This is a genomic window from Agromyces archimandritae, assembly GCF_018024495.1.
Taxonomy (GTDB): Bacteria; Actinomycetota; Actinomycetes; order Actinomycetales; family Microbacteriaceae; genus Agromyces; species Agromyces archimandritae.
Window position 1 is genome coordinate 1,583,063 of sequence record NZ_CP071696.1, and the last position, 22,740, is coordinate 1,605,802.

18 protein-coding genes are annotated in these 22,740 nt (G+C 72.2%); 6 read left to right on the top strand and 12 right to left on the bottom strand.

Features of this window, described 5'->3' with window-relative positions:
• Window positions 1–16: 16 nt before the first annotated feature.
• Together G127AT_RS07140 and G127AT_RS07145 are read right to left on the bottom strand one after the other, a co-directional pair.
• Window positions 17–1,546, bottom strand: a complete 1,530-nt coding sequence (locus G127AT_RS07140; RefSeq protein WP_210901430.1) for a CoA-acylating methylmalonate-semialdehyde dehydrogenase — start codon at window positions 1,544–1,546, stop codon at window positions 17–19.
• A 37-nt stretch (window positions 1,547–1,583) separates the two neighbouring features.
• Window positions 1,584–2,519, bottom strand: coding sequence for an NAD(P)-dependent oxidoreductase (locus G127AT_RS07145; protein WP_210901432.1), 936 nt, complete (start codon window positions 2,517–2,519; stop codon window positions 1,584–1,586).
• Between the two features lie 199 nt (window positions 2,520–2,718).
• Between G127AT_RS07145 and G127AT_RS07150 the strand changes: the two genes are divergently transcribed.
• Window positions 2,719–3,591, top strand: a complete 873-nt coding sequence (locus G127AT_RS07150) for a LysR family transcriptional regulator (protein ID WP_244857818.1) — start codon at window positions 2,719–2,721, stop codon at window positions 3,589–3,591.
• Between the two features lie 1,174 nt (window positions 3,592–4,765).
• Here the strand turns inward: G127AT_RS07150 and G127AT_RS07155 are convergent.
• From G127AT_RS07155 to G127AT_RS07170, 4 genes are all read right to left on the bottom strand, one after another.
• Window positions 4,766–5,143: a type II toxin-antitoxin system VapC family toxin gene (locus G127AT_RS07155; RefSeq protein WP_210901434.1), complete on the bottom strand. Its 378-nt coding sequence runs from the start codon at window positions 5,141–5,143 to the stop codon at window positions 4,766–4,768.
• Window positions 5,144–5,148: 5 nt separating this feature from the next.
• Entirely contained in the window at window positions 5,149–5,403 is a 255-nt protein-coding gene (locus tag G127AT_RS07160; protein WP_210901436.1) for a type II toxin-antitoxin system Phd/YefM family antitoxin, read from the bottom strand.
• Window positions 5,404–6,000: 597 nt separating this feature from the next.
• On the bottom strand, window positions 6,001–7,377 hold the full coding sequence (locus tag G127AT_RS07165; RefSeq protein ID WP_210901438.1) for an MFS transporter: 1,377 nt from the start codon (window positions 7,375–7,377) through the stop codon (window positions 6,001–6,003).
• Between the two features lie 180 nt (window positions 7,378–7,557).
• A complete protein-coding gene (locus G127AT_RS07170) occupies window positions 7,558–8,139 on the bottom strand; it encodes a TetR/AcrR family transcriptional regulator (protein ID WP_210901440.1) in 582 nt (193 codons plus the stop codon).
• A 33-nt stretch (window positions 8,140–8,172) separates the two neighbouring features.
• Between G127AT_RS07170 and G127AT_RS07175 the strand changes: the two genes are divergently transcribed.
• Entirely contained in the window at window positions 8,173–9,132 is a 960-nt protein-coding gene (locus tag G127AT_RS07175) for a DMT family transporter (RefSeq protein ID WP_210901442.1), read from the top strand.
• Window positions 9,133–9,311: 179 nt separating this feature from the next.
• Here the strand turns inward: G127AT_RS07175 and G127AT_RS07180 are convergent, their stop codons facing one another.
• Window positions 9,312–12,575, bottom strand: a complete 3,264-nt coding sequence (locus G127AT_RS07180) for an efflux RND transporter permease subunit (RefSeq protein ID WP_210901444.1) — start codon at window positions 12,573–12,575, stop codon at window positions 9,312–9,314.
• Between the two features lie 182 nt (window positions 12,576–12,757).
• On the opposite strand from G127AT_RS07180, the gene G127AT_RS07185 reads away from it, so the two are divergent.
• Genes G127AT_RS07185 through G127AT_RS07195 form a run of 3 tightly spaced genes read left to right on the top strand, consistent with a single transcriptional unit; the run spans window position 12,758 to window position 14,435 of the window.
• A complete protein-coding gene (locus G127AT_RS07185) occupies window positions 12,758–13,231 on the top strand; it encodes a MarR family winged helix-turn-helix transcriptional regulator (protein WP_210901446.1) in 474 nt (157 codons plus the stop codon).
• A gap of 42 nt (window positions 13,232–13,273) precedes the next feature.
• Window positions 13,274–13,849 (top strand): helix-turn-helix domain-containing protein, encoded by a 576-nt coding sequence (locus G127AT_RS07190; RefSeq protein WP_210901450.1) that lies wholly within the window; start codon window positions 13,274–13,276, stop codon window positions 13,847–13,849.
• A gap of 1 nt (window position 13,850) precedes the next feature.
• Window positions 13,851–14,435, top strand: a complete 585-nt coding sequence (locus tag G127AT_RS07195) for a hypothetical protein (protein WP_244857820.1) — start codon at window positions 13,851–13,853, stop codon at window positions 14,433–14,435.
• 39 nt (window positions 14,436–14,474) lie between these two features.
• On the opposite strand, the gene G127AT_RS07200 is transcribed toward G127AT_RS07195, so the two are convergent.
• Window positions 14,475–14,690 (bottom strand): hypothetical protein, encoded by a 216-nt coding sequence (locus G127AT_RS07200; RefSeq protein ID WP_210901451.1) that lies wholly within the window; start codon window positions 14,688–14,690, stop codon window positions 14,475–14,477.
• Window positions 14,691–14,922: 232 nt separating this feature from the next.
• Here G127AT_RS07200 and G127AT_RS07205 point away from each other — a divergent pair, with 232 nt between their 5' ends.
• On the top strand, window positions 14,923–15,873 hold the full coding sequence (locus G127AT_RS07205) for a cation diffusion facilitator family transporter (protein WP_210901453.1): 951 nt from the start codon (window positions 14,923–14,925) through the stop codon (window positions 15,871–15,873).
• A 548-nt stretch (window positions 15,874–16,421) separates the two neighbouring features.
• Here G127AT_RS07205 and G127AT_RS07210 read toward each other — a convergent pair.
• From G127AT_RS07210 to G127AT_RS07225, 4 genes are all read right to left on the bottom strand, one after another.
• Entirely contained in the window at window positions 16,422–16,823 is a 402-nt protein-coding gene (locus tag G127AT_RS07210; protein ID WP_210901454.1) for an arsenate reductase ArsC, read from the bottom strand.
• Window positions 16,824–17,239: 416 nt separating this feature from the next.
• Window positions 17,240–19,726: an LLM class flavin-dependent oxidoreductase gene (locus tag G127AT_RS07215; RefSeq protein WP_210901455.1), complete on the bottom strand. Its 2,487-nt coding sequence runs from the start codon at window positions 19,724–19,726 to the stop codon at window positions 17,240–17,242.
• Between the two features lie 268 nt (window positions 19,727–19,994).
• Window positions 19,995–21,548, bottom strand: a complete 1,554-nt coding sequence (locus tag G127AT_RS07220; RefSeq protein ID WP_210901457.1) for a hypothetical protein — start codon at window positions 21,546–21,548, stop codon at window positions 19,995–19,997.
• Window positions 21,549–21,959: 411 nt separating this feature from the next.
• Window positions 21,960–22,658, bottom strand: a complete 699-nt coding sequence (locus G127AT_RS07225; RefSeq protein ID WP_244857822.1) for a TetR/AcrR family transcriptional regulator — start codon at window positions 22,656–22,658, stop codon at window positions 21,960–21,962.
• Window positions 22,659–22,740: the final 82 nt, after the last annotated feature.

A 22,740-nucleotide genomic window follows, 5' to 3' on the forward strand; every position in this document is an offset into this window, starting at 1 on the left:
CGGCATCCGCACCCGGTCAGTGGTGGGTCGGGAACCCGAGGTCGACCTGGGACTCGGTCGGTTCGGGCCAGCGGCTGGTGACGACCTTGCGGCGAGTGAAGAAGTTGAACGCCTCGGGGCCGTACATGTGGGTGTCGCCGAAGAGGGAGTCCTTCCAGCCGCCGAACGAGAACGCCCCGACGGGGACGGGGATCGGCACGTTCACGCCGACCATGCCGACCTCGATGTCGAACTCGAAGGAGCGGGCCGTCGCGCCGTCGCGGGTGAAGACGGCGACGCCGTTCGCGTACCGGTTGGCGTTGATGAGCTCGACGGCGTCTTCGTACGAGGGCACGCGCACGACCGAGAGCACCGGGCCGAAGATCTCCTCGTCGTAGACGCGCATGCCGGGTTCGACGCGATCCAGCAGCGAAGGCCCGATGAAGAATCCGCCGCCGTCGAAGTGCTTCTCACGACCGTCGACGACGACGGTGGCGCCTTCGCCGGCGGCTCCGGCGACGTATCCGGTGACGCGTTCCAGGGCGGCGTCGGTGATGAGCGGGCCCATCTCGCTGGCCGGATCGGTGCCGTCGCCGATGACGAGGTCGGCCATCCGCGAGCCGATCTTCTCGATCACGGGGTCGGCGCTGTCGCCGACGGCGACGAGCACCGAGACGGCCATGCAGCGTTCCCCGGCCGACCCGAACGCGGCCGACACGGCGGCGTCGGCGGCGGCGTCGAGATCGGCGTCGGGCATGACGACCATGTGGTTCTTCGCCCCGCCGAGAGCCTGGACGCGCTTGCCCTGCTCGGCGGCGCGCGTGTAGATGTACTTCGCGATCGGGGTGGATCCGACGAACGAGACCGACTTGACCGTCGGGTGGTCGAGGATCGCGTCGACGGCGGTCTTGTCGCCGTGGACGACGTTCAGGATGCCGTCCGGCACACCCGCTTCGAGGAACGCCTCGGCAAGCCACACGGCGGCCGAGGGGTCGCGTTCCGAGGGCTTCAGGATGACGGCGTTCCCGGCGGCGATCGCCGTCGTCACCATCCACAGCGGCACCATCGCGGGGAAGTTGAACGGCGTGATGCAGGCGACCACGCCGAGCGGCTGGCGCACCTGGTGCACGTCGACGCCGCTGGAGACCTGCTCGGAGTATTCGCCCTTCAGGTGGTGCATGAGGCCGGCGCAGAACTCGACGTTCTCCAGGCCGCGGGCGACCTCGCCGAGCGCGTCGTCGACGGTTTTGCCGTGCTCGGCGGTGATGATGCGGGCGAGCTCCTCCCGCCGCGACTGGATCACCTCGCGCAGGCGGAACATGATCTGCTGGCGCTTGACGAGCCCGGTCGCGCGCCAGGCGCGCTGCGCGGCCGCCGCGGACTGCACGGCGGCATCCACTCGGGCCGGGTCGGCGAGCACGACCTCGCCGGACTGCTGCCCGGTCGCGGGGTTGAAGACGGGCGCGCGGCGTTCGCCGGCGTCGACGCGTGAACCGCCGATGACGTGCGGGATGACGGTGAGGCCTGCGGCGGCTTGCTCGGCCGGGGCGGTGGCGGTATCGGTCATGATGGTCCTTTCTCGGGTGCGGATGCCGGCGCGCGCGTCACTCGGCGGTCGCGGGGGCCGGGTCGGGCTCGAAGCCGGCGACGGTGCCGTCGGCGCTCGCGTACTTCACGATGAGCGAACAGTCCTTGCCGCCGTAGCCCTCTTCGATGAGCTGCTCGAACTGGTCGAGGGCGAGGTGGGCGGCCGGCAGGTGCAGGCCGGCGCCGTCGCCTGCGGCGAGCGCGAGCGAGACGTCCTTCTGCGCGAGCAGGGTCGAGAAGGTGGCGTCGAAGTCGTGGTTCGCGGCCGAGGAGTCGACGATCCCGGGCACGGGGTACCAGGTGCGCATGGCCCACGAGTCGCCGGAGGAGACGCGGGCGATGTCCCAGAACGTCTTCGCGTCGAGGCCCATGGATGCGGCCAGTTGCGAGCCTTCGGAGGCGGCGAGCAGCGAGATGAACAGCATCATGTTGTTCGCGAGTTTGGCGGCGATGCCCATGGTGGGGCCGCCGACCGCGAAGATGTTGCCGGCCATGGGCTCGACGTAGCCGCGGGCTTCGGCGACGTCGGCGTCGGCGCCGCCGAGCATGAAGGTGAGGGTGCCGGCGGCGGCGCCCGAGATCCCGCCGGAGACGGGGGCGTCGACGAAGCGGAAGCCGAGTTCGGCCGAGTGCTCGTGGCAGTACCTGGAGGTTTCGACGTCGACCGTCGAGCAGTCCATGAGCAGGGCGGTCTTGGGCGCGTTGGCCCAGACGCCGCCGTCGCCTTCGAACACCTGGCGCACGTGGGCGCCCTTGGGCAGGCTCGTGAAGACGGCGTCGGCGTCGGCGACGGCGTCGGCGGTGGATGCCGCGATCCGCACCCCATGCGCCTCCGCGGCCGCCTTGGCGCCCTCGTCGAGGTCGTACCCGACGACCTCGTGGCCGGCGCCCACCAGGTTCGCGGTCATCGGGCCGCCCATGTTGCCCAGCCCGATCCATGCGATCTTCGCCATCGTGTCCTCCTCGACGTCTTCGGCGTGAAGTGCGAGCCGCGACCCGCGGCGGGCCGTGCCCGCGTGCGGTGCGGGCGGTGCGTGCTCGCGGCGCCAGGGGCGCCGTTCCCCTCACGATACGTTCGCGACGCATGATCGCTCAATGCACATTCGTCCGGGAATCTTGCACCGCGGCCGTGCATTCATGCACGATGGTGCCGTGCCCTCACGCGACCCGAACCCGGAATGGCTCATGACCTTCCTCGCTGTCGCGCGCCTCGGCAAGTACACCGCGGCCGCGCAGGTGCTCGGCGTCAACCATTCGACGGTCTCGCGCCGCATCGCCGCCCTCGAGGACGCGATGGGCGGCCACGTCCTCACCCGCACCGCCGCCGGCTGGGAGGCGACGCTGCTCGGGCAGCGCGCCCTCGCCGTCGCCGAACGCATCGAGACCGATCTGGCCGGCCTCGTCACCGACGACGACACCGGTCTGGGGGGTCTCGTGCGCATCGCCGCACCCGACGCGTTCACCGCCCTGCACCTGGTGCCGGCGATCGCCCCGTTGCAGGAAACGCATCCGGGTCTCGCGTTCGAACTCATCAGCGCGACCCAGCGCGTTCGCCAGCACCGATCCGGGGTCGACATCGAGATCGCCGTCGGTCGCCCGCACGTGCGCAAGGCCCTCGCGACCCCGCTGCTGGAGTACATGCTCGCACTGTATGCCGCCCCGGAGTACCTCGAACGGCATGGCGCACCGGCATCCATCGCCGGCCTCGCCCACCACCGCGTCGCCTACTACATCGACTCGGCCCTGCAGGTCGACGAGCTCGACGCCGCCGGCGCGCGCCTGCCCGAACCGGCCCCGAGCATCCGCTCGACCTCGGTCTTCGCCCACCTCGCCGCCGCGCAGGCCGGCGCCGGCATCGGGCTGCTGCCCGACTTCCTCGCCGCAGCCGATCCACGCCTCGTGCGCGTGCTGCCCGACGAGTACGAGCACACCCTCGCCTACTGGGCCGTCACCCGCGAGGAGGCGCTGCGGAACCCCGCGGTCGCCGCCGCGTTCCGCGCCATCGTGGAGCACCGGCCGGCGTAGGCGGCGCGGGGGCGCTGGGCGCGCGCGACGCGGCCACGCGCTGCGCACCGACCGGGCCGGGCACACGCGCTGCGCGCGCCCGTCACCGATTCGGGGATCGCCACGGAATCGGATGGATAGGGCTGGATGCATCCGGATCCGTGGTGATCCCCGGATCCGTGGCGGGATGCCGAGGCGCGCGCGCACGCAAGCCGCCGCGCACAGCAGATGTGACCGCGCCCGGCGCAGGCGGGCACACGCGCTGCGCGCTCGCCACCGATTCGGAGATCGCCACGGATTCGGATGGATAGGGCTGGATGCATCCGGATCCGTGGTGATCCCCGGATCCGTGGCGGGATGCCGAGGCGCGCGCGCACGCAGGCCGCCGCGCACAGCAGATGTGACCGCGCCCGGCGCAGGCGGGCACACGCGCTGCGCGCTCGCCACCGATTCGGAGATCGCCACGGATTCGGATGGATAGGGCTGGATGCATCCGGATCCGTGGTGATCCCCGGATCCGTGGCGGGATGCCGAGGCGCGCGCGCACGCAAGCCGCCGCGCACAGCAGATGTGACCGCGCCCGGCGCAGGCGGGCACACGCGCTGCGCGCTCGCCACCGATTCGGAGATCGCCACGGATTCGGATGGATAGGACTGGATGCATCCGGATCCGTGGTGATCTCCGGGTCCGTGGCGGGATGCCGAGGTGCGTGCGCACAGCAGTGCAGGGTGCACGCGGGCCGGCCGCGCACAGCGATACGGTGCACGAGGGCCGTCGCACACAGCGGCGCGGCACGCGGGCCGGCCGCGCACAGCGATACGGTGCACGAGGGCCGTCGCACACAGCGGCGCGGCACGCACGCGGGCGCTCGACCACGCGAGAGTCGCTGGCGAAGGCCCGCGCATCAGCCGAATGCCCGGGCGGATGCCCGGCGCAGTGGATGCCGCGGGCGCACCGCCCCGGTCTTCCCCGGCCCTTCCGCGCACGTCCGTTCTGCGCATGCCCCTTCTGCGCAATGCAGGAGCCTGCGCGTGTCGCGCCCACGTGCGCCCATCCACGGGCTGCGACACGCCGAGTACGCTCCTGCATTGCGCAACGTTCGACGGCGCCGTGGCGCGTGCCGGTTCCGCAACGCGCTGCCCGTCCCGGCGCGGTCGGCACCGGTCAGGCGCAACGCCCTGGATGCCGTGCCGGCTCAGACCTGCTGCACCGGCGACCCGTATGCGGCGACCATCGCGTCGGAGCTGAGCAGCGTGACGCCCTCGACACGGGACTGCCCGACGAGCATCCGGTCGAACGGGTCGCGATGCAGCGGCGGAAGTGCGGCCGCCTCGATCGCATGCTCGCTCGTGATCGGCAGTTCGAGGTATCCGGTCTCGATCAGGCCGCGCCGCAGCACTCGCGCGTCGACCGTGAAATCCGCGCGCCCCATCGGCTGCTTGATGCCGACCTCCCAGATGCTCGCGGCGCTGAACCAGATCGCGTTCGCCTCGTCCTCGATATGCGCCCGTGCCGCATCCGGCAGCCGTTCCGGTTCGTAGGCGGCCCACAGCAGCAGCTGGGTGTCGAGCAACGCGATCATGCGACGGGGCCCATGCCGAAGCCGGCGGCGATCTCGTCGGCGGCCCAGGCGTCGAAGTCGTCGGGAATGGTCGCCTGCCCGCTGAGGAAGCCGAGGCGGGAAACGGCGTGCTCGGGTGCGCCGAGGCGGGTCAGCTTCGCGACCGGCGCGCCCGCCTTCGCGATCACGATGGTCTCACCGTCGCGGGCCGCTTCGACGAGCTTCGAGAAGGTCGTCTTCGCCTCGTGGATGTTGACCGTGCGTGCGCTCATGGTGCCTCCGGACTAAGTCTACCTGACTAAGTTTGGGTGCCGCGAGCGCGCGGTGGATGCGGCACCCCCGCGCCGGCGCCGGCCCCGCCGCGCGCACCACCGAATCGGAGATCGCCACGGAATCGGATGGATAGGGCTGGATGCATCCGGATCCGTGGCGATCTCCGGACCCGTGGCGGGGCCGAGGTGTGCGCACACAGCAGTGCGGCCCACGCGGGCCGACCGCGCATCGCGGTGCGGCGCGCACGGCAGATGCGGCCGCGCCGGATACAGACGGGTGCACGCGATGCGCGCACCACCGAATCGGAGATCGCCACGGATTCGGATGGATAGGACTGGACGCATCCGAATCCGTGGCGATCTCCGGACCCGTGGCGGGATGCCGAGGCGCGCAGCGGTGCGGCCCACGCGGGCCGGCCGCGCGCAGCGGTGCGGCCCACGCGGGCCGACCGCGCACAGCAGATGCGGCGCGGGCCGGCCGCGCACAGGAGGCCGACCGCGCGCAACAGTGCGGCGCACCCGCCCGCGCGCAGCGGTGCCGGGGCGCGCAGCGCGCCCCGGCACCGGGAGGGGCGGTGCGCCCCGGCATCCACACCCCTACTTGGCGGCGGCCTCCTCGGCGAGGCGGACCCGGTCGGCCTCGTCGACCGCGCGCAGCGACGAACCCTTCGTCTCGCGCAGCGCCGCGACGGCGACGAGCGTGATGATGCAGCACAGGGCGAGGTAGATCGAGATCGGAACCCAGCTGCCGAAGTCGCTGAGCAGGGCGGTCGCGATGATCGGCGCGAGCGATCCGGCGACGATCGAGGTGACCTGGTAGCCGAGCGAGACGCCCGAGTAGCGCATCCGCGTCGGGAACATCTCGGCCATGATCGCCGGCTGTCCGGCGTACATGAGGGCGTGGATGATGAGCCCGACGATCAGCACGCCGACGATCAGCAGGTCGTTCTGCGTGTCGAACAGCGGGAACGCGATGAAGCCCCACACGATGCCGAGGATCGCGCCGGCGGCGTAGACGGGCTTCCGGCCGAGCTTGTCGCTGAAGCGCCCGACGAACGGCACGACGCAGAAGTGGATCGCGTGCGCGACGAGCATGAGCAGCAGGATGCCGGAGGTGTCCATGCCGACGTGCGCCGACAGGTAGGTGATCGAGAACGTCACGACGAGGTAGTACATGACGTTCTCGCCGAAGCGGAGGCCCATGGCGGTGAACACGCCGCGCGGGTAGCGCTTCAGCACCTCGACGACGCCGTACGAGGCCTTCTTCTCGGCCTCGAGCTCGGCCTGCGCCTCTTCGAAGATGGGCGCGTCGGTGACTTTGGTGCGGATGTAGTAGCCGACGGCGACGATGACGACCGACAGCCAGAAGCCGATCCTCCAGCCCCAGGCGAGGAAGTCCTCGTTCGACAGCGTGTACGAGAGCACGAGGAGGACGATGGTGGCGAGCAGGTTGCCGCCGGGCACGGCCGCCTGCGGCCAGCTGGCCCAGAAGCCGCGCTCCTTGTCGGGCGAGTGTTCGGCGACGAGCAGCACGGCGCCGCCCCATTCGCCGCCGACGGCGAAGCCCTGGAAGAAGCGCAGCACGATGAGCATGATCGGCGCCGCGTAGCCGACGGCGTCGAAGGTCGGCAGGCAGCCCATGAGGAAGGTCGTGACGCCGACGAGGATGATCGCCAGCTGCAGGAGCTTCTTGCGCCCGTACTTGTCGCCGAAGTGCCCGAAGACGATGCCGCCGAGGGGGCGGGCGACGAAGCCGACCGCGTAGGTCAGGAACGCCTTGATGATGTTGTCGAGCGGGTCGCCGGATTCGGGGAAGAAGATGTGGTTGAAGACGAGCGTCGCCGCGGTCGCGTAGAGGAAGAACTCGTACCATTCGACGACGGTGCCGGCCATCGCGGCGGCGACGACCTTGCGCAGGTGTTTGCGGCCGAAGGTCTGTTCGTTGCCCGCCGGGGCAGGACTGCTGACAGCCATGTGCGACTACCTCCTTGTAGTGAGCGCTCGGGTGCGCTCCGCCGATTCTCCCGACGACGGCGCCGTGCGACAAGGCGGGATCCTGCACAGCACCCGTGCATCTACGCACAAACCTGACGAGCGGTTCAGGTTTGCGGCGGGGCGTGCGCGGCTTCCCCGAGTGGATGCCCGGGCGCGCCCCTACCGGTCGGACCGCGCCGCGAGGAGCGCCGCCGCGGCGGTGCGCGCGGCGGCGAAGGGGTCGCCGAAGGTGTCGAGGCCGACGGTGACGAGCGCGCCCTCGTAGAGCAGCATGAGCGCGTCGGCGAGTTCGTCGACGCCGCGGCGGATGCCGGCCTCGCGCACGAGTTCGCGGAGGCGTTCGAGCAGCCACGCCTTCTCGCGGGCGACCTCGCGGGCGATGGGATGGGTGTCGTCGCCGGTCTCGGCGCGGGCGTTGATGGCACTGCATCCGCGCGGGGATCGCTCGCGCGACCAGGTTCCGGCGAAGTCGAAGAAGCCGAGGAGGCGGTCCGCGCCGGCCGGCATGGCGGCGAGCGCCTCGTCGAGGGCGGCGCGCCAGACGTCGTCGCGGCCGCGCAGATAGGCGACGGCGAGCGCGTCTTTGGAGCCGAAGCGGTCGTAGATGGTCTTCTTCGTGACGCCGGCGCGGTGCGCCACGGCATCCACTCCGACCGCGTGGATGCCTTCGGCGTAGAAGAGCTCGGAGGCGGCCGCGAGCACCTTCCGCGCGCCGGGCGTGAGCGTCGTCTGCTCGGTCATGCGAACAAGTATACCGGTCTGTATAGTGAAGGGATGAGTAAACCGATCGGTGTACTTCGCGGAGCCGGGCTCGCCCTGGCATCCATCGCCTTCGTCGCGACCTGGTCGAGCGGATTCCTGAGCGCCAAACTCGGCGTCGCAGGTGCCCCGCCGGCCACCGTGCTGTTCTGGCGATTCGCGCTGCTCGCCGTCGTGATGAGCCTCGTCGCGATCCCGTTCGCCCGCCGGCATCCGCTCCGGCCTGGGCCCGTGCTGCGGCAGGCCCTCATCGGCGTGCTCTCGCAGTTCGGCTACGTCGCCTTCGTCTATCTCGCGATCGCCCACGGCGTCAGCACGGGCGTGACCGCCCTCGTGGATGCCGTGCAGCCCCTCGCCATCGCCACCCTCGTCGGCCCCCTGCTCGGCCTCGCCGTGCGACCCGTGCAATGGGCCGGCCTCCTCATCGCCTTCGCGGGCGTCACCGTCATCATCGTGCCCGACCTCGAGCAGACCGCTGCCCCCGCCGGCGCATACCTCGCACCCGTCGGTGCCGTCGCCTCGCTCGTCGCCGCGACCCTGCTCGACCGCCGCCGCCCCGCCGAGATGCCGCTCGTCGTCGTGCTCGCCGTGCACATGGTCGCCGCCTTCGCCGCGAGCGCCGTGCTCGCCGCCGCCACCGGCACCATCGCGCCGCCCGTCTCCCCCGCCTTCTGGGGCGCCGTGCTCTACATCGCCCTCGTGCCGGCGCTGGCCGGGTACGCCCTCTACTGGACGATGCTCCGCCGCCTCGGCATCACCGTGTTCAACGCGCTCCTCTTCCTCGTCGTGCCGACCACCGCGGTCGGCGGAGCATTGCTCTACGGCGAACCCTTCACGGTCGCGACCGCCCTCGGCATCCTCTGCTGCGGCGTCGGCGTCGCAGCCGTCGCCCTCGCCGAGCGGCGCCCCGCGGCATCCGCCACAGCCCCGCCCGCATCCTTCCGGGGGTCGAATCCCGCCAGAATTCCGCGCTGAACCGCTTCCGGATGGCAGGAAATGACCCCCCGGAACGGGAGAGGGTGGGGAGTGCGGCCCCCGCACAACGCGGAACCCCGCCCCGGGCGGTGTCGCGCCCGGGGCGGGGCCGCGGCTCCGATGGAGCCGCCGGCGGCGGCGGGCGGGGAACCCGAAAACCCCGCCCGCGCGCCGCGGGTCTAGTCGGCCGCGCCGGCCGCGGGCGCGGTGCCGGCCGCCGGGCCGGAGCCCGCCGGGCCCGCACCGTGCGCCGGCCCGGCCGAGGTGGCGCGCGACGCGGCGAGCGCCGCCCGCTCGGCCGCGGCCTCGGCCTTCTCGTGCAGGCGTTCGGCCTTGCGCTCGCGGCGCGAGCGCTTCCGGTCGCGGCGGCCCTCGAAGAGCGCGTACAGCACGGGCACGAGGATGAGCGTCAGCGCGGTCGAGGAGATGAGGCCGCCGATGACGACGATCGCGAGGTCCTGCGAGATGAAGCCGCTCGACCCGGTGACGCCGAGCGCCATCGGCAGCAGGGCGAAGATCGTCGCGAGCGCCGTCATGAGGATCGGCCGGAGGCGCTGGCGGGCGCCGTTGAACACGGCGTCCTTCACGCTCTGACCCTGACGCCGGTACTGGTTGACGAGGTCGATGAGCACGATCGCGTTCGTCACGACGATGCCGATGAGCATGAGCATGCCGATGAGCGCCGACACCCCGAGCGGGCGTCCGGTGGCCAGCAGCATGAGCAGCGCGCCGGTCGCGGCGAACGGGATCGACACGAGCAGGATGAGCGGCTGTGCGAGCGAGCGGAACGTCGCCACGAGCAGCAGGAACACGATCGCGATCGCCACGAGCATGGCGAGCCCGAGCTGTTCGAACGATTCGCCCTGCATCTCGGCGAGGCCGCCGATCTCGGCCTTGGCGCCGCTCGGCAGGTCCAGTTCGTCGAGTTCGGTCTGCACGGCGGTCGTGAGCGCGCCGAGCTCGCCCTCCTCGGGGGTGAGGGAGACGGTCGCGACGAGGTCGCCGGCGTCGCGCGAGATCGAGGTCGGCACGGTCTGGCGTTCGACGGTCGCGAGCGACGACAGCGGCTGGATGCCGGCGGCGGTCGGGATCGGCAGCGCCGCGAGCTCGTCCTCGCTCGTGGGGGCGGTCATGCCGGTGTCGACGAAGATGCGGTAGTCCTCGCCGTCGAGCTGGATCTGCCCGATCGACTGCGGGGTCACCGTTCCGGCGACCATGCCGAGCACCTGCATCTCGGTCAGGCCCTGCTGCAGGGCGGCGACGCGGTCGACGGTGATCTGCAGGATGGGCTGCGCGGGTGCGCGGTCGGTGGCGACCTCGGCCGCGTAGTCGACGTCCTGCAGGCCGTCGTAGACGAGGTCTGCGGCGTCGGCCAGTTCGCTGTCGTCGCCGGCGGTGACGACGACGTCGACGGTGGATCCGAACCCGCCCATGCTCGCGGCATCCATCAGGGAGATCTCGCCGGCGCCGGTGATCTCGGCGAGGCGCTCGCGCACCTCGTCCTGCAGTTCGGTCTGGTCGACGCCGGAGTCGGTGTTCACGATGAACGTCGCCGATCCGCCGCCGCCGCCGAGCATCGCGGCCATGCCGCCCTCGCCGGAGCCCGCGGTCATCATGACGTCTTCGACGCCGTCGATGTCGGCGAGCGCGTCTTCGACCTTCGTCGCGCCCTCGCCGACCTCGTCGAGGTCGGTGCCGGGCTCGAACTCCTGGCTGACCATGAGCATGTTCTGCCCGGTGGATCCGAGGAAGTCGACCTTCATGAGCGGCACCATGCCGACGGTGAGCACGAGCAGCAGCACCGAGGAGAGCAGGGTGACGACGGGATGGCGCTGGGTGCCGCGCAGGATCGGCTTGTAGGCGCGCTGCAGCCAGGAGTTGTGCTCCTTCTCCTCCGCGGCGGCGCGCTGGGCATCCACTGCGGCCCGGAGTTCGGCGGGGTCGGCGCCTTCGACCGACTTCGGCCGCTTCAGGAACCAGTACGAGAGCACCGGCACGATCGTGAGGGCGACGAGGAGCGAGGAGAGCATCGCGATCGTCACGGTGAGGGCGAACGGCGAGAACAGTTCGCCGACCATGCCGCCGACGAGGGCGATCGGCACGAACACGGCGACGGTGGTGAGGGTGGATGCCGTGATGGCGCCCGCGACCTCGCGCACGGCGGAGAGGATCGCCTTCGTCTTCTCCTCGCCGTATTCGAGGTGCCGTTTGATGTTCTCGATGACGACGATGGAGTCGTCGACGACGCGGCCGATCGCGATCGTGAGCGCGCCGAGCGTCAGCATGTTCAGCGAGTAGCCGCCGAGGTACAGGCCGATGAAGGTGACGAGCACCGACAGCGGGATCGAGATCGCCGTGACGATCGTCGACCGGGCCGACAGCAGGAAGACGAGGATGACGACGATCGCGAACACGAGGCCGAGCAGGCCTTCGATCGCGAGGTGCTCGATGGATTCCTCGATGAACGGCGCCTGGTCGAAGACGACGGTGAGCACGAGGTCGTCGCCGTACTCGTCGGAGAGCTCGTCGATCGCCTCGGCGACGGCGTGCGAGATCGCGACGGTGTCGCCCGAGCCGGCTGCGGTGATCGAGATCGACAGGGCGGCGTCGCCGTTCATGCGGGTGATGGAGCTCTGCTCCTCGGCGACGCGTTCGACGGTGGCGACGTCGCCGAGGGCGACGACGGTGCCGGGCTGCGTGGTGCTCGCCAGCGGGATGGATGCGAGCTCGTCGAGGGTGGTGAGGGCTTCGCCGCCCTGCACGGGCAGGATCTCGCCGTCGGCGGTGATCGAACCGGCCGGGATGGTCATGCCGTTGGCCTCGAGGGCGGCGGCGATGTCCTGCTGGGTGAGGCCGAGCATCCCGAGCTGCATCTGGTCGGGGGTGATGACGACGCGTTCCGTCTCGCCGCCCGAGACGGCCACGGCACCGATGCCCTCGATGGATTCGAGGCGCGGCACGACGACGTCGTCGAGGTTCGAGGACAGTTCGCTGGCTGAGGCGGTGTCGCTGGACGCGGTGAGGAACATGACGGGGATCGCCGAGGTGCTGCCCGACATGACGCTCGGTTCGGCGTCGTCCGGCAGCTGATCCTGCACGCCCTCGAGCGCCGACTTCAGCGACGCCTCGAACTCGTCGGCGTCGGTGCCGTACTCGTACGAGATCGACACCATCGACATGTTGCTCGACGATTCGGCGGCGACCGTCTCGACGTGCTCGAGGTTCTCGATCGCCTTCGAGATCGGCAGGCTGACCTGCTCGTCCATCACCTCGGGGCTCGCGCCGGGCACGACGGTGACGACGGTGGATGCCGGCAGCTCGATCGACGGGATGAGCTCCTGCTTCAGCTGGGTCATCGTGAAGAGGCCGCCTGCGGCGATCACGATCGTGATGAGCGCGACGAGGACGCGGTTGGCGAGACTGAAACGAGCGAGTCGGAACATCGGTTTGCCGCCTGGAGGTCGTGAGTGGATGCCGCGCGAACGTCGTGCCGCACGAAGCTTCGCTTCAGGCTACGTTTCTTCGGCTGAGTCGATCCTGTGAGCGAGTGGATGCCGTGAGGGCGCGGCACGGCATCCGCACCCGGGTCCGCGGCACGACGGCCGGGAGCACGTACGCTCGTCGCATGGACACCGGGAACGAACGCGCCGAGCGCGACGCGCTGCTCGAACGCCTGCTCGGCCTGGAGGCCGAGATGGAGACGAGCATCGTGCCCGACCTCATCGAGCCGTTCCTGCAGATCCGGCTGACCACGCAGCAGCTGAAGGTGCTCGTCATCCTCGTCACCATGCAGCCCGACGGCACGACCGTGCAGGCCCTCGCCCGCGACCTCGAGGTGTCGCTGGCGACCATGTCGGGCATCGTCGACCGGCTCGCCACGCAGGAGATGGTCGAACGCGTCGAAGACCCCCGCGACCACCGGGTGCGGCGCGTGCTCATCACCGACGGCGGCCGCGCGATCGTGCAGCAGCTGCTCTCGACCCGGCCGCAGATGGATCGCGCCCCCCTCGAACGCCTCGCCCTCGACGACCTGCGGGCCCTCGCCCAGGGGCTCGGCGCCCTGCTCGCCGTCATGAAGGAGGAGCGGCCGCGGGGGTAGTGGGATGTTATGGTGTAGACACCATATTCGAGAGGGGGCAGCATGTCTCACGCAAGCACCCTCATCCGCGCGGCGCGCAAAAGCCGAGGACTCACCCAAGCCCAGATCGCCGCGCGCGCCCGAATCGACCAAGGAGACGTCTCACGGTCGGAACGCGGCCGCGACCTCGCCTTCCAGACCGCCGACCGACTGCTCGCCGCAGCCGGGTACGGTCTCTACGCGGCACCGACCCGGCGCACCGACGCCTCAGGAGCCGCGGAAGAGATCCGCACCCGCCTCCGCGAAGGCGACCGCGATCGTGCACTTCGCGCCCTCATCCAGCTGAACGACGACCTGCAGGCCGAGCACGGCCTCGTCCGCGGCATCCTGGGCCTCGCCGAACCGGAACCGACCGGCGAACGCATCTGGGATGCGGCGCTCGCGGCGCTCGTCGCTTGGCGCCTCGCCGACCACGGGCTTCCGCTGCCCGCCTGGGTCGGCGACCCCGCACGACGACTCGATCCACCGCGCCCCTTCATCATCGACGCAGCCGACCCCGTGCCCGACGCCGAGGACGTCCCGCCCGAGTTCCTCGAACGAGGCGTCCTCGCCTGGCGCGACACCTTCGAAAGCATCTGACATGGCCACCGTGCTGAACCGCGACGACATCATCCTCGGCCTCCGGGAACTGATCGCCGAACTCCACAGCGCCGGAGAAGTCGCCGGAATCAGACTCGTCGGCGGCGCGGCGCTCGCACTGCGACATTTCGATCGGGGCACCACCCACGACCTCGACGCACTGCATGTGAAGCCCGGCAGCGACGAGGCCGTCGCCGCCGCGGCCGGCCGTGTGGCCGAACGCCGAGGATGGGATTCCGACTGGCTGAACTTCGCCGTGAACTCCGCAGACGCACTGCCGACCCTCGGGCGCACCGTCGAATGGGAGGCCCTCTACGACGACGGCACGGTCATCATCGAAACCGCGGCGAAAGAAGCACTCCTCGCGATGAAGCTCCGAGCCAACCGCCCAGGCCGCGACACCCGCGACATCAGAAACCTCCTCGCCATGTGCGGCATCTCCTCCCTCGAGGACGCCGAGGACTTCTACGAGGAGTACTACCCGGGCGACGGCCTCACCGACCGGGCAGTGCGCATCGTCACCGCGATCCTCGCCGACGGTCCCGGACTACGGCCCGAACCGCTCGACATTCCCGACTTCGGCTGAACGTCTCGGACCGACCGCGCCGCGGCCAGCCGGGCGCGCTCAGGCCGGGATCGGGCAGCGCAGCTGCGTGCGCTCGCCGCTGCGGTCGATGTCGTGCGCGGCCATCGGCGCACCGCACAGCGGGCACCCCGGAGCGGCCGGCGGCACGGCCGGCTCATCGTACGGGCCGAGCGGCGGCGGGCCGATCCACGGCAGCAGCCGGGCGTTCAACCGGTCGATGAAACCGGCGTACCCGGTCTGTTTCTCGCGCGCCATGCCCCGAGCCTACGGAGCCCACCTGCCGAAGTGCTGACTCCGGGCGGTCGCCCCCGGGCATCCACTCGCCGCCGCTCGACGTCGCGCGTCGCGCGCGCGTCACCGAAGCAGGCCGGATCGACCGGGCGGCACCGAACGCAGGCCGAATCGGCATCCCGGCGGCCGGTGCGGCCTGCTTCCGCGACGCCGCCGGCCGGCGCGAGTAGCGTTGGCGACGGGGAAGGGGGCGCCGATGAGCGCGGAACCGAAACCGGCACCGCCGGCGAACGAGAGCCTCGTCACGGTCATCATCGCCCTGCTCGCGAACGCCCTCATCGCCGTCGCGAAGACGATCGTCGCCATGATCACGGGCGCCGCCTCCATGCTCGCCGAGGCCGCCCACTCATGGGCCGACACCGGCAACGAACTGCTGCTGCTCGTCGCCGAACGGCGTTCGCAGCGGAAACCGGACTCGCGGCATCCACTCGGCTACGGCAAAGACGCCTACATCTGGTCGATGTTCGCCGCCTTCGGCCTGTTCACCGTCGGATCGGTCGTATCGATCCAGCACGGCATCCAGGAACTCCTCGACCCCGAACCGGCAGGCGAATTCGGCCTGGCCTACGCGGTGCTCGCGATCTCGTTCGTGCTCGAGGGGATCTCATTCGTGCGCGCCTTCGGGCAGGCGCGACAGGCCGCGAGGAAGCGTGCGGCATCCACCCTCGAACACGTCCTCGAGAGCTCGAACCCGACCCTGCGCGCCGTCTTCGCCGAGGACGCGGCCGCCCTCATCGGCCTCGCGATCGCCGCGGCCGGCATCGCGCTGCACGAGATCACCGGCTCGCCCGTGCCCGACGCGATCGGCTCCATCCTCGTCGGCATCCTGCTCGGCGTCATCGCGGTCGTGCTCATCGCCCGCAACCGGGCGTTCCTGCTCGGCGAAGCCGTCGACGACGAAACGCGCGGCGCGATCCTCGCCGAGCTGCTCGCCGAACCGCGCATCGAACGCATCACCTTCCTGCACATCGAATACACGGGGCCCGGCACGGTGTTCCTCGTCGCCGCCGTCGACCTCGTCGGCGACGAACCCGAGGCCGCCGTCGCCGACCGCCTGCGCGAACTCGAGCGGCACATCGAGGCCGAGCGGCCGCACATCGCCGTCGCCGTGTTCACCCTGTCGGCGCCGGGCGCGCCCGCGCTCTGATCGGGCGGGCGGCACGCGCAGCGCCGGTGCTGGAGCGGGGGCGGCGCCCGCAGCGCCGGTGCGGATGGGGGCGACTGCCGCCAGCGCCGGTGCGGATGCGGGGGGGGGCGGCTCCCGCAGCGCCGGTGCGCATGCGGGGGCGACTGCCACCCGGCATCCACTGCGCCCGGCATGCGCGCGTGCCCGCGCTCCCGCCACCTGCCACCCACCGTTCCGGGGGTCGGATTCTGCCACCGGCATGCGGGGATCGCACCGGAAGTGGCGGGATACGACCCCCGGAAGATGCAGCGCCCGGCATCCACCGCCGGAGTACCGAACTCCCGCAGGCGGGCCGATCTCCCGGAATGCGATTCGCAGGAGTGCCGATCTCCCGCCGGAGTACCGACCTCCTGGTACTCCGGCGGGAGATCGGCACTCCGGGCAGGTCGCCTGCGCGGCCCGAGGCCCGTCCGGCATGGCAGATGGCGCGGGCGACCGGGGTGGATGCCGCAGGGCGGTGCATGCCGAAGCGCGCTCTCTTCCGGCACACGAGCGTGGCGCGCGGCGCCTCAGTTGAGCAGCTCGCCGACGAGCCCTTCGACACGGCGGCGGATCTCGTCGCGGATCGGCCGCACCTCCTCGATCGGCCGGCCGGCCGGGTCGTCGAGCACCCAGTCCTCGTATCGCTTCCCGGGAACGTACGGGCACTCGTCGCCGCAGCCCATCGTGATGACGACGCTCGCCTCGCCGAGCGCCTCGTCGTCGAGCTCGACGGGCACGCCGCCGGAGATGTCGATGCCCGCCTCGGCCATCGCCTGCACGGCGACGGGGTTCACGGCATCCGCCGGCATCGACCCCGCGGAGCGCACCTCGATGCGCTCCTGCGCGATCGCCCGCAGGTATGCGGCGGCCATCTGCGAGCGGCCCGCATTGTGCACGCACACGAACAGCACGCTGGGGCGTTCGCTCATGGGGCCCTCCACTTCGACGGTGCCATGAGACTACCCTTCCGGGGCCGCGAGCGGATGCCCGGGGCCGATGCCGCGGGTCGCTGCCGCGGGTCGATGCCGCGGGTCGCTCCGACTCGCCCCGGCTCGCACTCCGCTCCTGCCCACTGCTCTTCCCCTGCTCTTCCCCTGCGCAATGCAGGAACACACACGGCGTGTCGCACCCGTCATGCGGCAGAACGCCGCACGACACGCGCGCACTCCTGCATTGCGCAGGGGAAGGAGCGGCGCGGGTGGATGCAGGAGCGCGGGGGCGCGGGTGGATGCGGGGAGATGCGGGGAGCAGGGGCGGCGGCGCGGGTGGATGCGGGGGCGCGGGGCGGGGGTGGATGCGCGGGGGCGGCGGCGCGCCGCGGCATCCACTCGGGGATGCCGCAGCGTCAGGCGATGGGGAGGTTGTCGCGGAAGAGACCGCCGGGGTCGACCTCGCGCTTCAGGGCGCGGAGGCGCTCGAGCACGGCCGGCGGGTAGACGGCGTCCAGCTGCTCGGGGCTCTGCTCGGTGTCGAAGCTGAGGTAGGCGCCGCGCATGTGCGGGGCGAGGAGGGCGCGCCAGCGCTCGTCGGTTCCGTGCCGTGCCGAACCGAAGGCGACGACCGAGAATTCGGCGTCACGATGGGCGAAAGCGGTCGCATCCGCCGGCACGTCGTGCACGGCTCCGCCGACGGCGCGGAACTGGAAGAAGTACGTCGCCCCGCTCTCCAGGAACCGTGCGGCGTCGCGGGCGAACTCGGGGGTGATGCGGCCGATCAGTCCGCTGCGGGACGTCGGCTCGCCCTCGGCGGAATGCGCGCCGTCCGCCGCGTTCGCGATGATCGCCGGATACGTCGTGAGGCTCACCTGCTGGCCGACGAGGGGCGCCGCCTCGGCGAGGGGCTGCAGGCGGGCGATGATCGTCTCGGGATCGGCGGAGCCGACGGTGGCGAGCACCTGCGCGATCGGCGGCTGCCCGGGCCGGGCGGCGCCGAGGATGAGGAAGCTGGTGAGGTCGCGCGGGGCATCCACCACCCAGTCGCCCCAGGCCTGCAGGAACGCCGCCGTGTCGCTCGCGTCGAACGCGAGCTGCGCGAACCCGAGCTCGCCGACCTCGTCGACCTCGAACTCGAACGCGGTCGCGATGCCGAGCTGCGCGCCGGCGCCGCGTACGCCCCAGAAGAGTTCCGGGTGCTCATCGGCGCTCGCGCGCACGATCGAGCCGTCGGCGAGGACGAGCTCCACCGCACGGACGTGGTCGATGGTCAGGCCGTGCTCGCGGACGAGCCAGCCGATGCCGCCGGCCGTGGCGAGACCGCCGACGCCGACACCGCCGTAGTCGCCGGACGAGAGCGCCCAGCCGTGCGGGGCGAGGAACGCCGCCACGTCCTGCCAGCGTGCGCCGGCCTCGATGCGCACGAGGCGGGCGGATGCGTCGAGCACCTCCATCGCATCCATGCGGCCGAGATCTATGACGATGCCGCCGTCGTTCGTCGAGCGGCCGGAGATGCCGTGCCCGCCGCTACGGATGCCGAGCGGCACCGCCCGGTTCGCGCGCGCGAACGCGACGGCGTCGGCGACCTCGACGGCGGTGCCGGGGCGCAGCACCAGGCCCGGGCGCCCGCCGCGCATGTACGTGGAGCGCACGCGCGAGAAGCCGGCGTCGCCGGGTTCGACGGCGTGGGCGGCGAGGGATGCCGGGACCGCGTCGTAGTCGATGCCCTCGCGGCGCTTGGCGCGCACGGCGGTGCTGCGGATCGGGGCGGGTGCGGATGCCGCGGGGCGGGCGACGGAGGGGGTGCTGCGCAGGGTCTCGATACGGCGCTGCGCGCCTACTCGACCGGCGGGTGCAGTAGTGCCGGGCAGGGTCTCGATACGGCGCTGCGCGCCTACTCGACCGGCGGGTGCGGTAGTGCCGTGCGGGGTCTCGAGACGGCGCTGCGCGCCTCCTCGACCGGCGGGTGCAGTGGATGCCGCGGCGCCGGCCGCGCGGGCTGCGCCCACGGCATCCACCCCCGATTCGCGGGCGACGGCCTCGCGCAGCCCCGGCGCGACCTCCGCGGCGAAGCGCTGCATCGTCGCCGGGTCGTCGCTGGCGAGGATGAAGGTGTCGACCCCGAAATCGAGCACGTACGGCAGCAGCTGGTCGATCCACTGCTCGGCGGGGCCGTCGAGGAACCCGCCCGCGCCGCCGGCGAACCGCCCGCCGATGTTCACGAGCCGGCGGATCTCGCGCGGGTCGCGGCCCGTCTCGCGCGCCGCGTCGTCGAGGGTTCGGGTCGCGCGCTCGAAGTCGCCCGGCTGCATGTAGCCGAGCGAGGGCATCCACCCGTCGGCGAGGCGGCCGATCAGCCGCAGCATGCGCGGCTTGTACCCGCCCACCCAGATCGGGATGTTGTGCGCCGGAGCCGGGCCGCGCTTCGCGCCGTCGATGCGGTAGTGCTCGCCGTCGACGACGAATCGACTGCGATCCTCGACGTCCCAGACGCCGCGGATGACGCCGATCGCCTCGGCGAGCGCATCGACCGACTGCCCGGGCGTGAGGCGGCGGCCGCCCATCGCGGCGATCGGATCCCAGAAGCCGCCGGCGCCGATGCCGAGCGCGAACCGGCCGCCCGACAGCAGGTCGAGGCTCGCGGCGGCACGGGCCAGCACCGCCGGCGGCCGCAGCGGCAGGTTCGTGACGTTCGCGGCGACGTGGATGCGTTCGGTGCGGGCCGCGACCCAGGTCAGCAGCGTCGAGGTGTCGTGGAACGCCGGCTGGTACGGGTGGTCCTGGAAGGTGACGAGGTCGAAACCGGCCTGCTCGGCGAGCTCGGCGAGACGCACGGGCGCCTGCGGCGGGTCGTTCCGCGGGGTGATGAAGGTGCCGAACTGCAGACGAGCGGGGTCCATGCATACACATAACGTTGCGCGGGTCGCCGCATTCCCGCGCGGCGTTCCGCGGGGCGTTCTCGCGCGGCGTTCCGCGGGATGGATGCGCCGGGTGCGGCGGCGCGGGCGAGGCGCACGAGCGCGGGGTGGATGCCGGGGCGCAGCACGCCCGGCGGGCGAGCGGATGCCGCGGCGCCGACCGCCCGGCCGGCGAGTGGATGCCGCGGCGCCGACCGCCCGGCCGGCGAGCGGATGCCGTGGCGCCGCCCGCCCGGCGGGCGCGGCCGCTCTACTCGACCGCAGGCGGGCGCCGCACGAGCTCGATCGCCGCCACGGCGAGCGCCGCGAGCACGAGCGTCCACACGATGAGCGCGACGGAGAGCGGCCGTGCGAACACCACCACGAGCGCCGCCGCGAGCCCGACGGCGGCGAGCAGCCACGGCCGCCACCGCTCCACCCAGACGCCGAAGGCGCCCGTGCCGAGCCCGCGCTGCCCGGCCGCCTCGCGGAGGCTCGCCGCCGCGTCCGACGCGGCCCCGCGCATCCGTCGCGGCACCTCGAAGGGCCCCGCGAGCCACGCGACGAGCGCGACCGCCGCCCCCAGCACGGCGACGACGACCGCCGTATCGAGCATGCGCGCCGTCACCCCGCCGTAGAGCGCCGCGGCGGCATCCGCCGGAACCCCCGCGTCGTCCAGCGCCCCGCCGGCGACCATGCCGCCGACCCCGAGCCCGATGGCGAGCACGATCGCGCCGATCGCCAGTGCGACGCCGGCCCAGATCAGCGCCCGCGCGCGCTTGTGCGCGAGCAGCACCCCGGCTGCCGCGAGGGCGAGGACGAGCCACGGCATCCACACCCCGGCGATCGTCGCGACCGCGTATCCGAGCTGCACGGCCGCGACCGAATCGCCCTCGGCGACGACGATCGTGCGGTCGACGGCGGGGATCGCCGCGGCGAAGTCGAGGCCGGCGTCGGCGAGGGCGTCGGCGGCCCGTTCTACGATGGGCCCGAGCTGGATGCCGAGTTCGTCGCCCTCCAGCGAGACTGCGGCGCCCGGTTCGTGCCGGAGTGCGGCGAGGGCCTCGGCGTGGCTCGCGCGCAACGCCTCGCGCCAGATGTCGGAGAACGCGTCGGAGGCGACGAAGTCCTCGACGGTGTTGCGGATGAGGGCGCGGATGCCGGCCGCGGCCGGTTCCTCGAGCGCCCGGAGCGCGTCGCTCGCCCGCTCGCCGGTGCCGAGGTCGATGATGCCGTCGATGACGTCGGAGGTGAGGCCTTCGACGTCGAGCGCTTCCTCGGTGGCGGCGACGGTCTGCGCGGCGACGAGGCGCTGCACCGCCGGGTCGTCGGCGAGCGGGGCGAAGGTGCCGACGAACGCCTCGGTGTCGGTCAGCTGCGTCGCCGCCCACGCCCCGACGATCGCCACCGGAGTGAGCACGCCCGCGAGCACCAGGCACACCGCCGAGAGGATGCTGCGGATCACCCCTCCGGCGGTGCGGCGCGGCTTGCGCCGGCCGGGTTCGCCGGTGGATGCCCCGGCCCGCCCGTTCCCGAGCTCCGCGCGCAGTCGCGCGTTCTCCGCCTCGAGCGAGGCGAGCCGCTCGCCGGCGGAACCGGCGTCGCCGTGTGGGGTGTCCGCGGCGGCGCCGGTTCCGGCTTCGCCCACCGAAGCGGCGGTGCCGTGCGCGGCATCGCGCCCCTCATCCCCCGCGCCGTCGGGCGCCGCCTCGCCCCCGGCGATGCTGTTCGCGGCGTCGCCGGTTCCGCGCGCCGCGTCCCCCGCATCGCCGGATCCGCGCGCCGCATCCCGCGCGCTGTCGTGCCCCGTGTCATCGTGCGCCATGCCGTCCCCCTCGGCTCAGCCGGGCGCCGCGAGCGCCCCTCCCTCGATTGTGCCCCGCCCGCGCCCCCGCGTCGAGGCGTGCGCCCCGGCATCCACGCGCTGTTGGAGGTCGCCTCTCCCGATGGAGGCGCCGAATCCGCGCCCTCCAACGGGCACTCGAACCTCCATCGCCTGCAGAAGTGCCGATCTCCCGCGCAGCGACGCGTAGGAGTGCCGATCTCCCGTGGGAGTGCCGGGAAGTCGGAACTCCGGCGGGAGATCGGTACTCCAAGGGGCGGCGAGGCGCAGTGATGCTGCGGGGCAGTGGATACTGCGGGGCACGGGCAGGCGCGGCGGTGGATGCCGGTGCGCGGTGTGGATGCCGGTGCGCAGTACAAGGAGGGATGGTGCGCAGTACAAGGAGGGATGGTGTCAGGAGGCGTCGATGCCCGCGAGCATGGCCCGCAGCGCGTCGCGGTGGGCGGCGTCGAAATCGCGGCCGACGAGGACCTGGAAGAGGAGCGCCGAGATCGCGAGGTCGGCGGCGGCGTCCGCGCGAACGGATCCGTCCGCAGCACCGCCCGCGCGAACGGATCCGTCCGCAACACCGCCCGCGGCATCCGCACCCCGAGCCGCTGCAGCACCCGCACCCCTGCCCGGGCCGGCTGCACCGGCGCCCGAACCGTTGCCTGCGGCATCCACACCCCCGTCGCCCTGCAGCAGCTCCGCGACCGCACGGCGCGCGGGCCCGAGAGTGCGTTCGGCGAAGCGGGCGGCCGCGTCGTCGTCGCCGGCGATGGCCGAGAGCGCTGCGCGCAGGGAGGCGACGACGTCGGGGTCGGAGAGGGCCAGAGCGGAGCGGTCGATCCACCCGGCGATGTCGGCGTCGCGATCGCCGGTGTGGACGACGGTGGCGGGGCTGGGAGGTTCGAATCCTTCGATGACGGCCTCGGCGATGATCGCGGACTTCGACGGCCACCAGCGGTACAGGGTCTGTTTTCCGACGCCTGCGCGGGCGGCGATGCCGTCCATCGAGAGGCGGTCGACCCCGCCGGGGAGCAGTTCGCGGGTGGCGGCGAGGATGCGCTCGCGGGATGCCTGGCTGCGCGGCCTGCCCGGTGGTCTCGTCACAGGGGCGATCCTAACGCGGTGGGCGTAGCATTCTGAGACGAATCGTTCCGAAACACGGAACGCGCGAAACCTGGAGGAACAC

Excerpts from the sequence above, each read along its gene's own strand:
- G127AT_RS07140 (WP_210901430.1), bottom strand. The coding sequence starts at position 1,546 with ATGACCGATACCGCCACCGCCCCGGCCGAGCAAGCCGCCGCAGGCCTC.
- G127AT_RS07145 (WP_210901432.1), bottom strand. The coding sequence starts at position 2,519 with ATGGCGAAGATCGCATGGATCGGGCTGGGCAACATGGGCGGCCCGATG.
- G127AT_RS07160 (WP_210901436.1), bottom strand. The coding sequence starts at position 5,403 with ATGAGCGCACGCACGGTCAACATCCACGAGGCGAAGACGACCTTCTCG.
- G127AT_RS07165 (WP_210901438.1), bottom strand. The coding sequence starts at position 7,377 with ATGGCTGTCAGCAGTCCTGCCCCGGCGGGCAACGAACAGACCTTCGGC.
- G127AT_RS07170 (WP_210901440.1), bottom strand. The coding sequence starts at position 8,139 with ATGACCGAGCAGACGACGCTCACGCCCGGCGCGCGGAAGGTGCTCGCG.
- G127AT_RS07175 (WP_210901442.1), top strand. The coding sequence starts at position 8,173 with ATGAGTAAACCGATCGGTGTACTTCGCGGAGCCGGGCTCGCCCTGGCA.
- G127AT_RS07180 (WP_210901444.1), bottom strand. The coding sequence starts at position 12,575 with ATGTTCCGACTCGCTCGTTTCAGTCTCGCCAACCGCGTCCTCGTCGCG.
- G127AT_RS07185 (WP_210901446.1), top strand. The coding sequence starts at position 12,758 with ATGGACACCGGGAACGAACGCGCCGAGCGCGACGCGCTGCTCGAACGC.
- G127AT_RS07190 (WP_210901450.1), top strand. The coding sequence starts at position 13,274 with ATGTCTCACGCAAGCACCCTCATCCGCGCGGCGCGCAAAAGCCGAGGA.
- G127AT_RS07195 (WP_244857820.1), top strand. The coding sequence starts at position 13,851 with ATGGCCACCGTGCTGAACCGCGACGACATCATCCTCGGCCTCCGGGAA.
- G127AT_RS07200 (WP_210901451.1), bottom strand. The coding sequence starts at position 14,690 with ATGGCGCGCGAGAAACAGACCGGGTACGCCGGTTTCATCGACCGGTTG.
- G127AT_RS07205 (WP_210901453.1), top strand. The coding sequence starts at position 14,923 with ATGAGCGCGGAACCGAAACCGGCACCGCCGGCGAACGAGAGCCTCGTC.
- G127AT_RS07210 (WP_210901454.1), bottom strand. The coding sequence starts at position 16,823 with ATGAGCGAACGCCCCAGCGTGCTGTTCGTGTGCGTGCACAATGCGGGC.
- G127AT_RS07215 (WP_210901455.1), bottom strand. The coding sequence starts at position 19,726 with ATGGACCCCGCTCGTCTGCAGTTCGGCACCTTCATCACCCCGCGGAAC.
- G127AT_RS07220 (WP_210901457.1), bottom strand. The coding sequence starts at position 21,548 with ATGGCGCACGATGACACGGGGCACGACAGCGCGCGGGATGCGGCGCGC.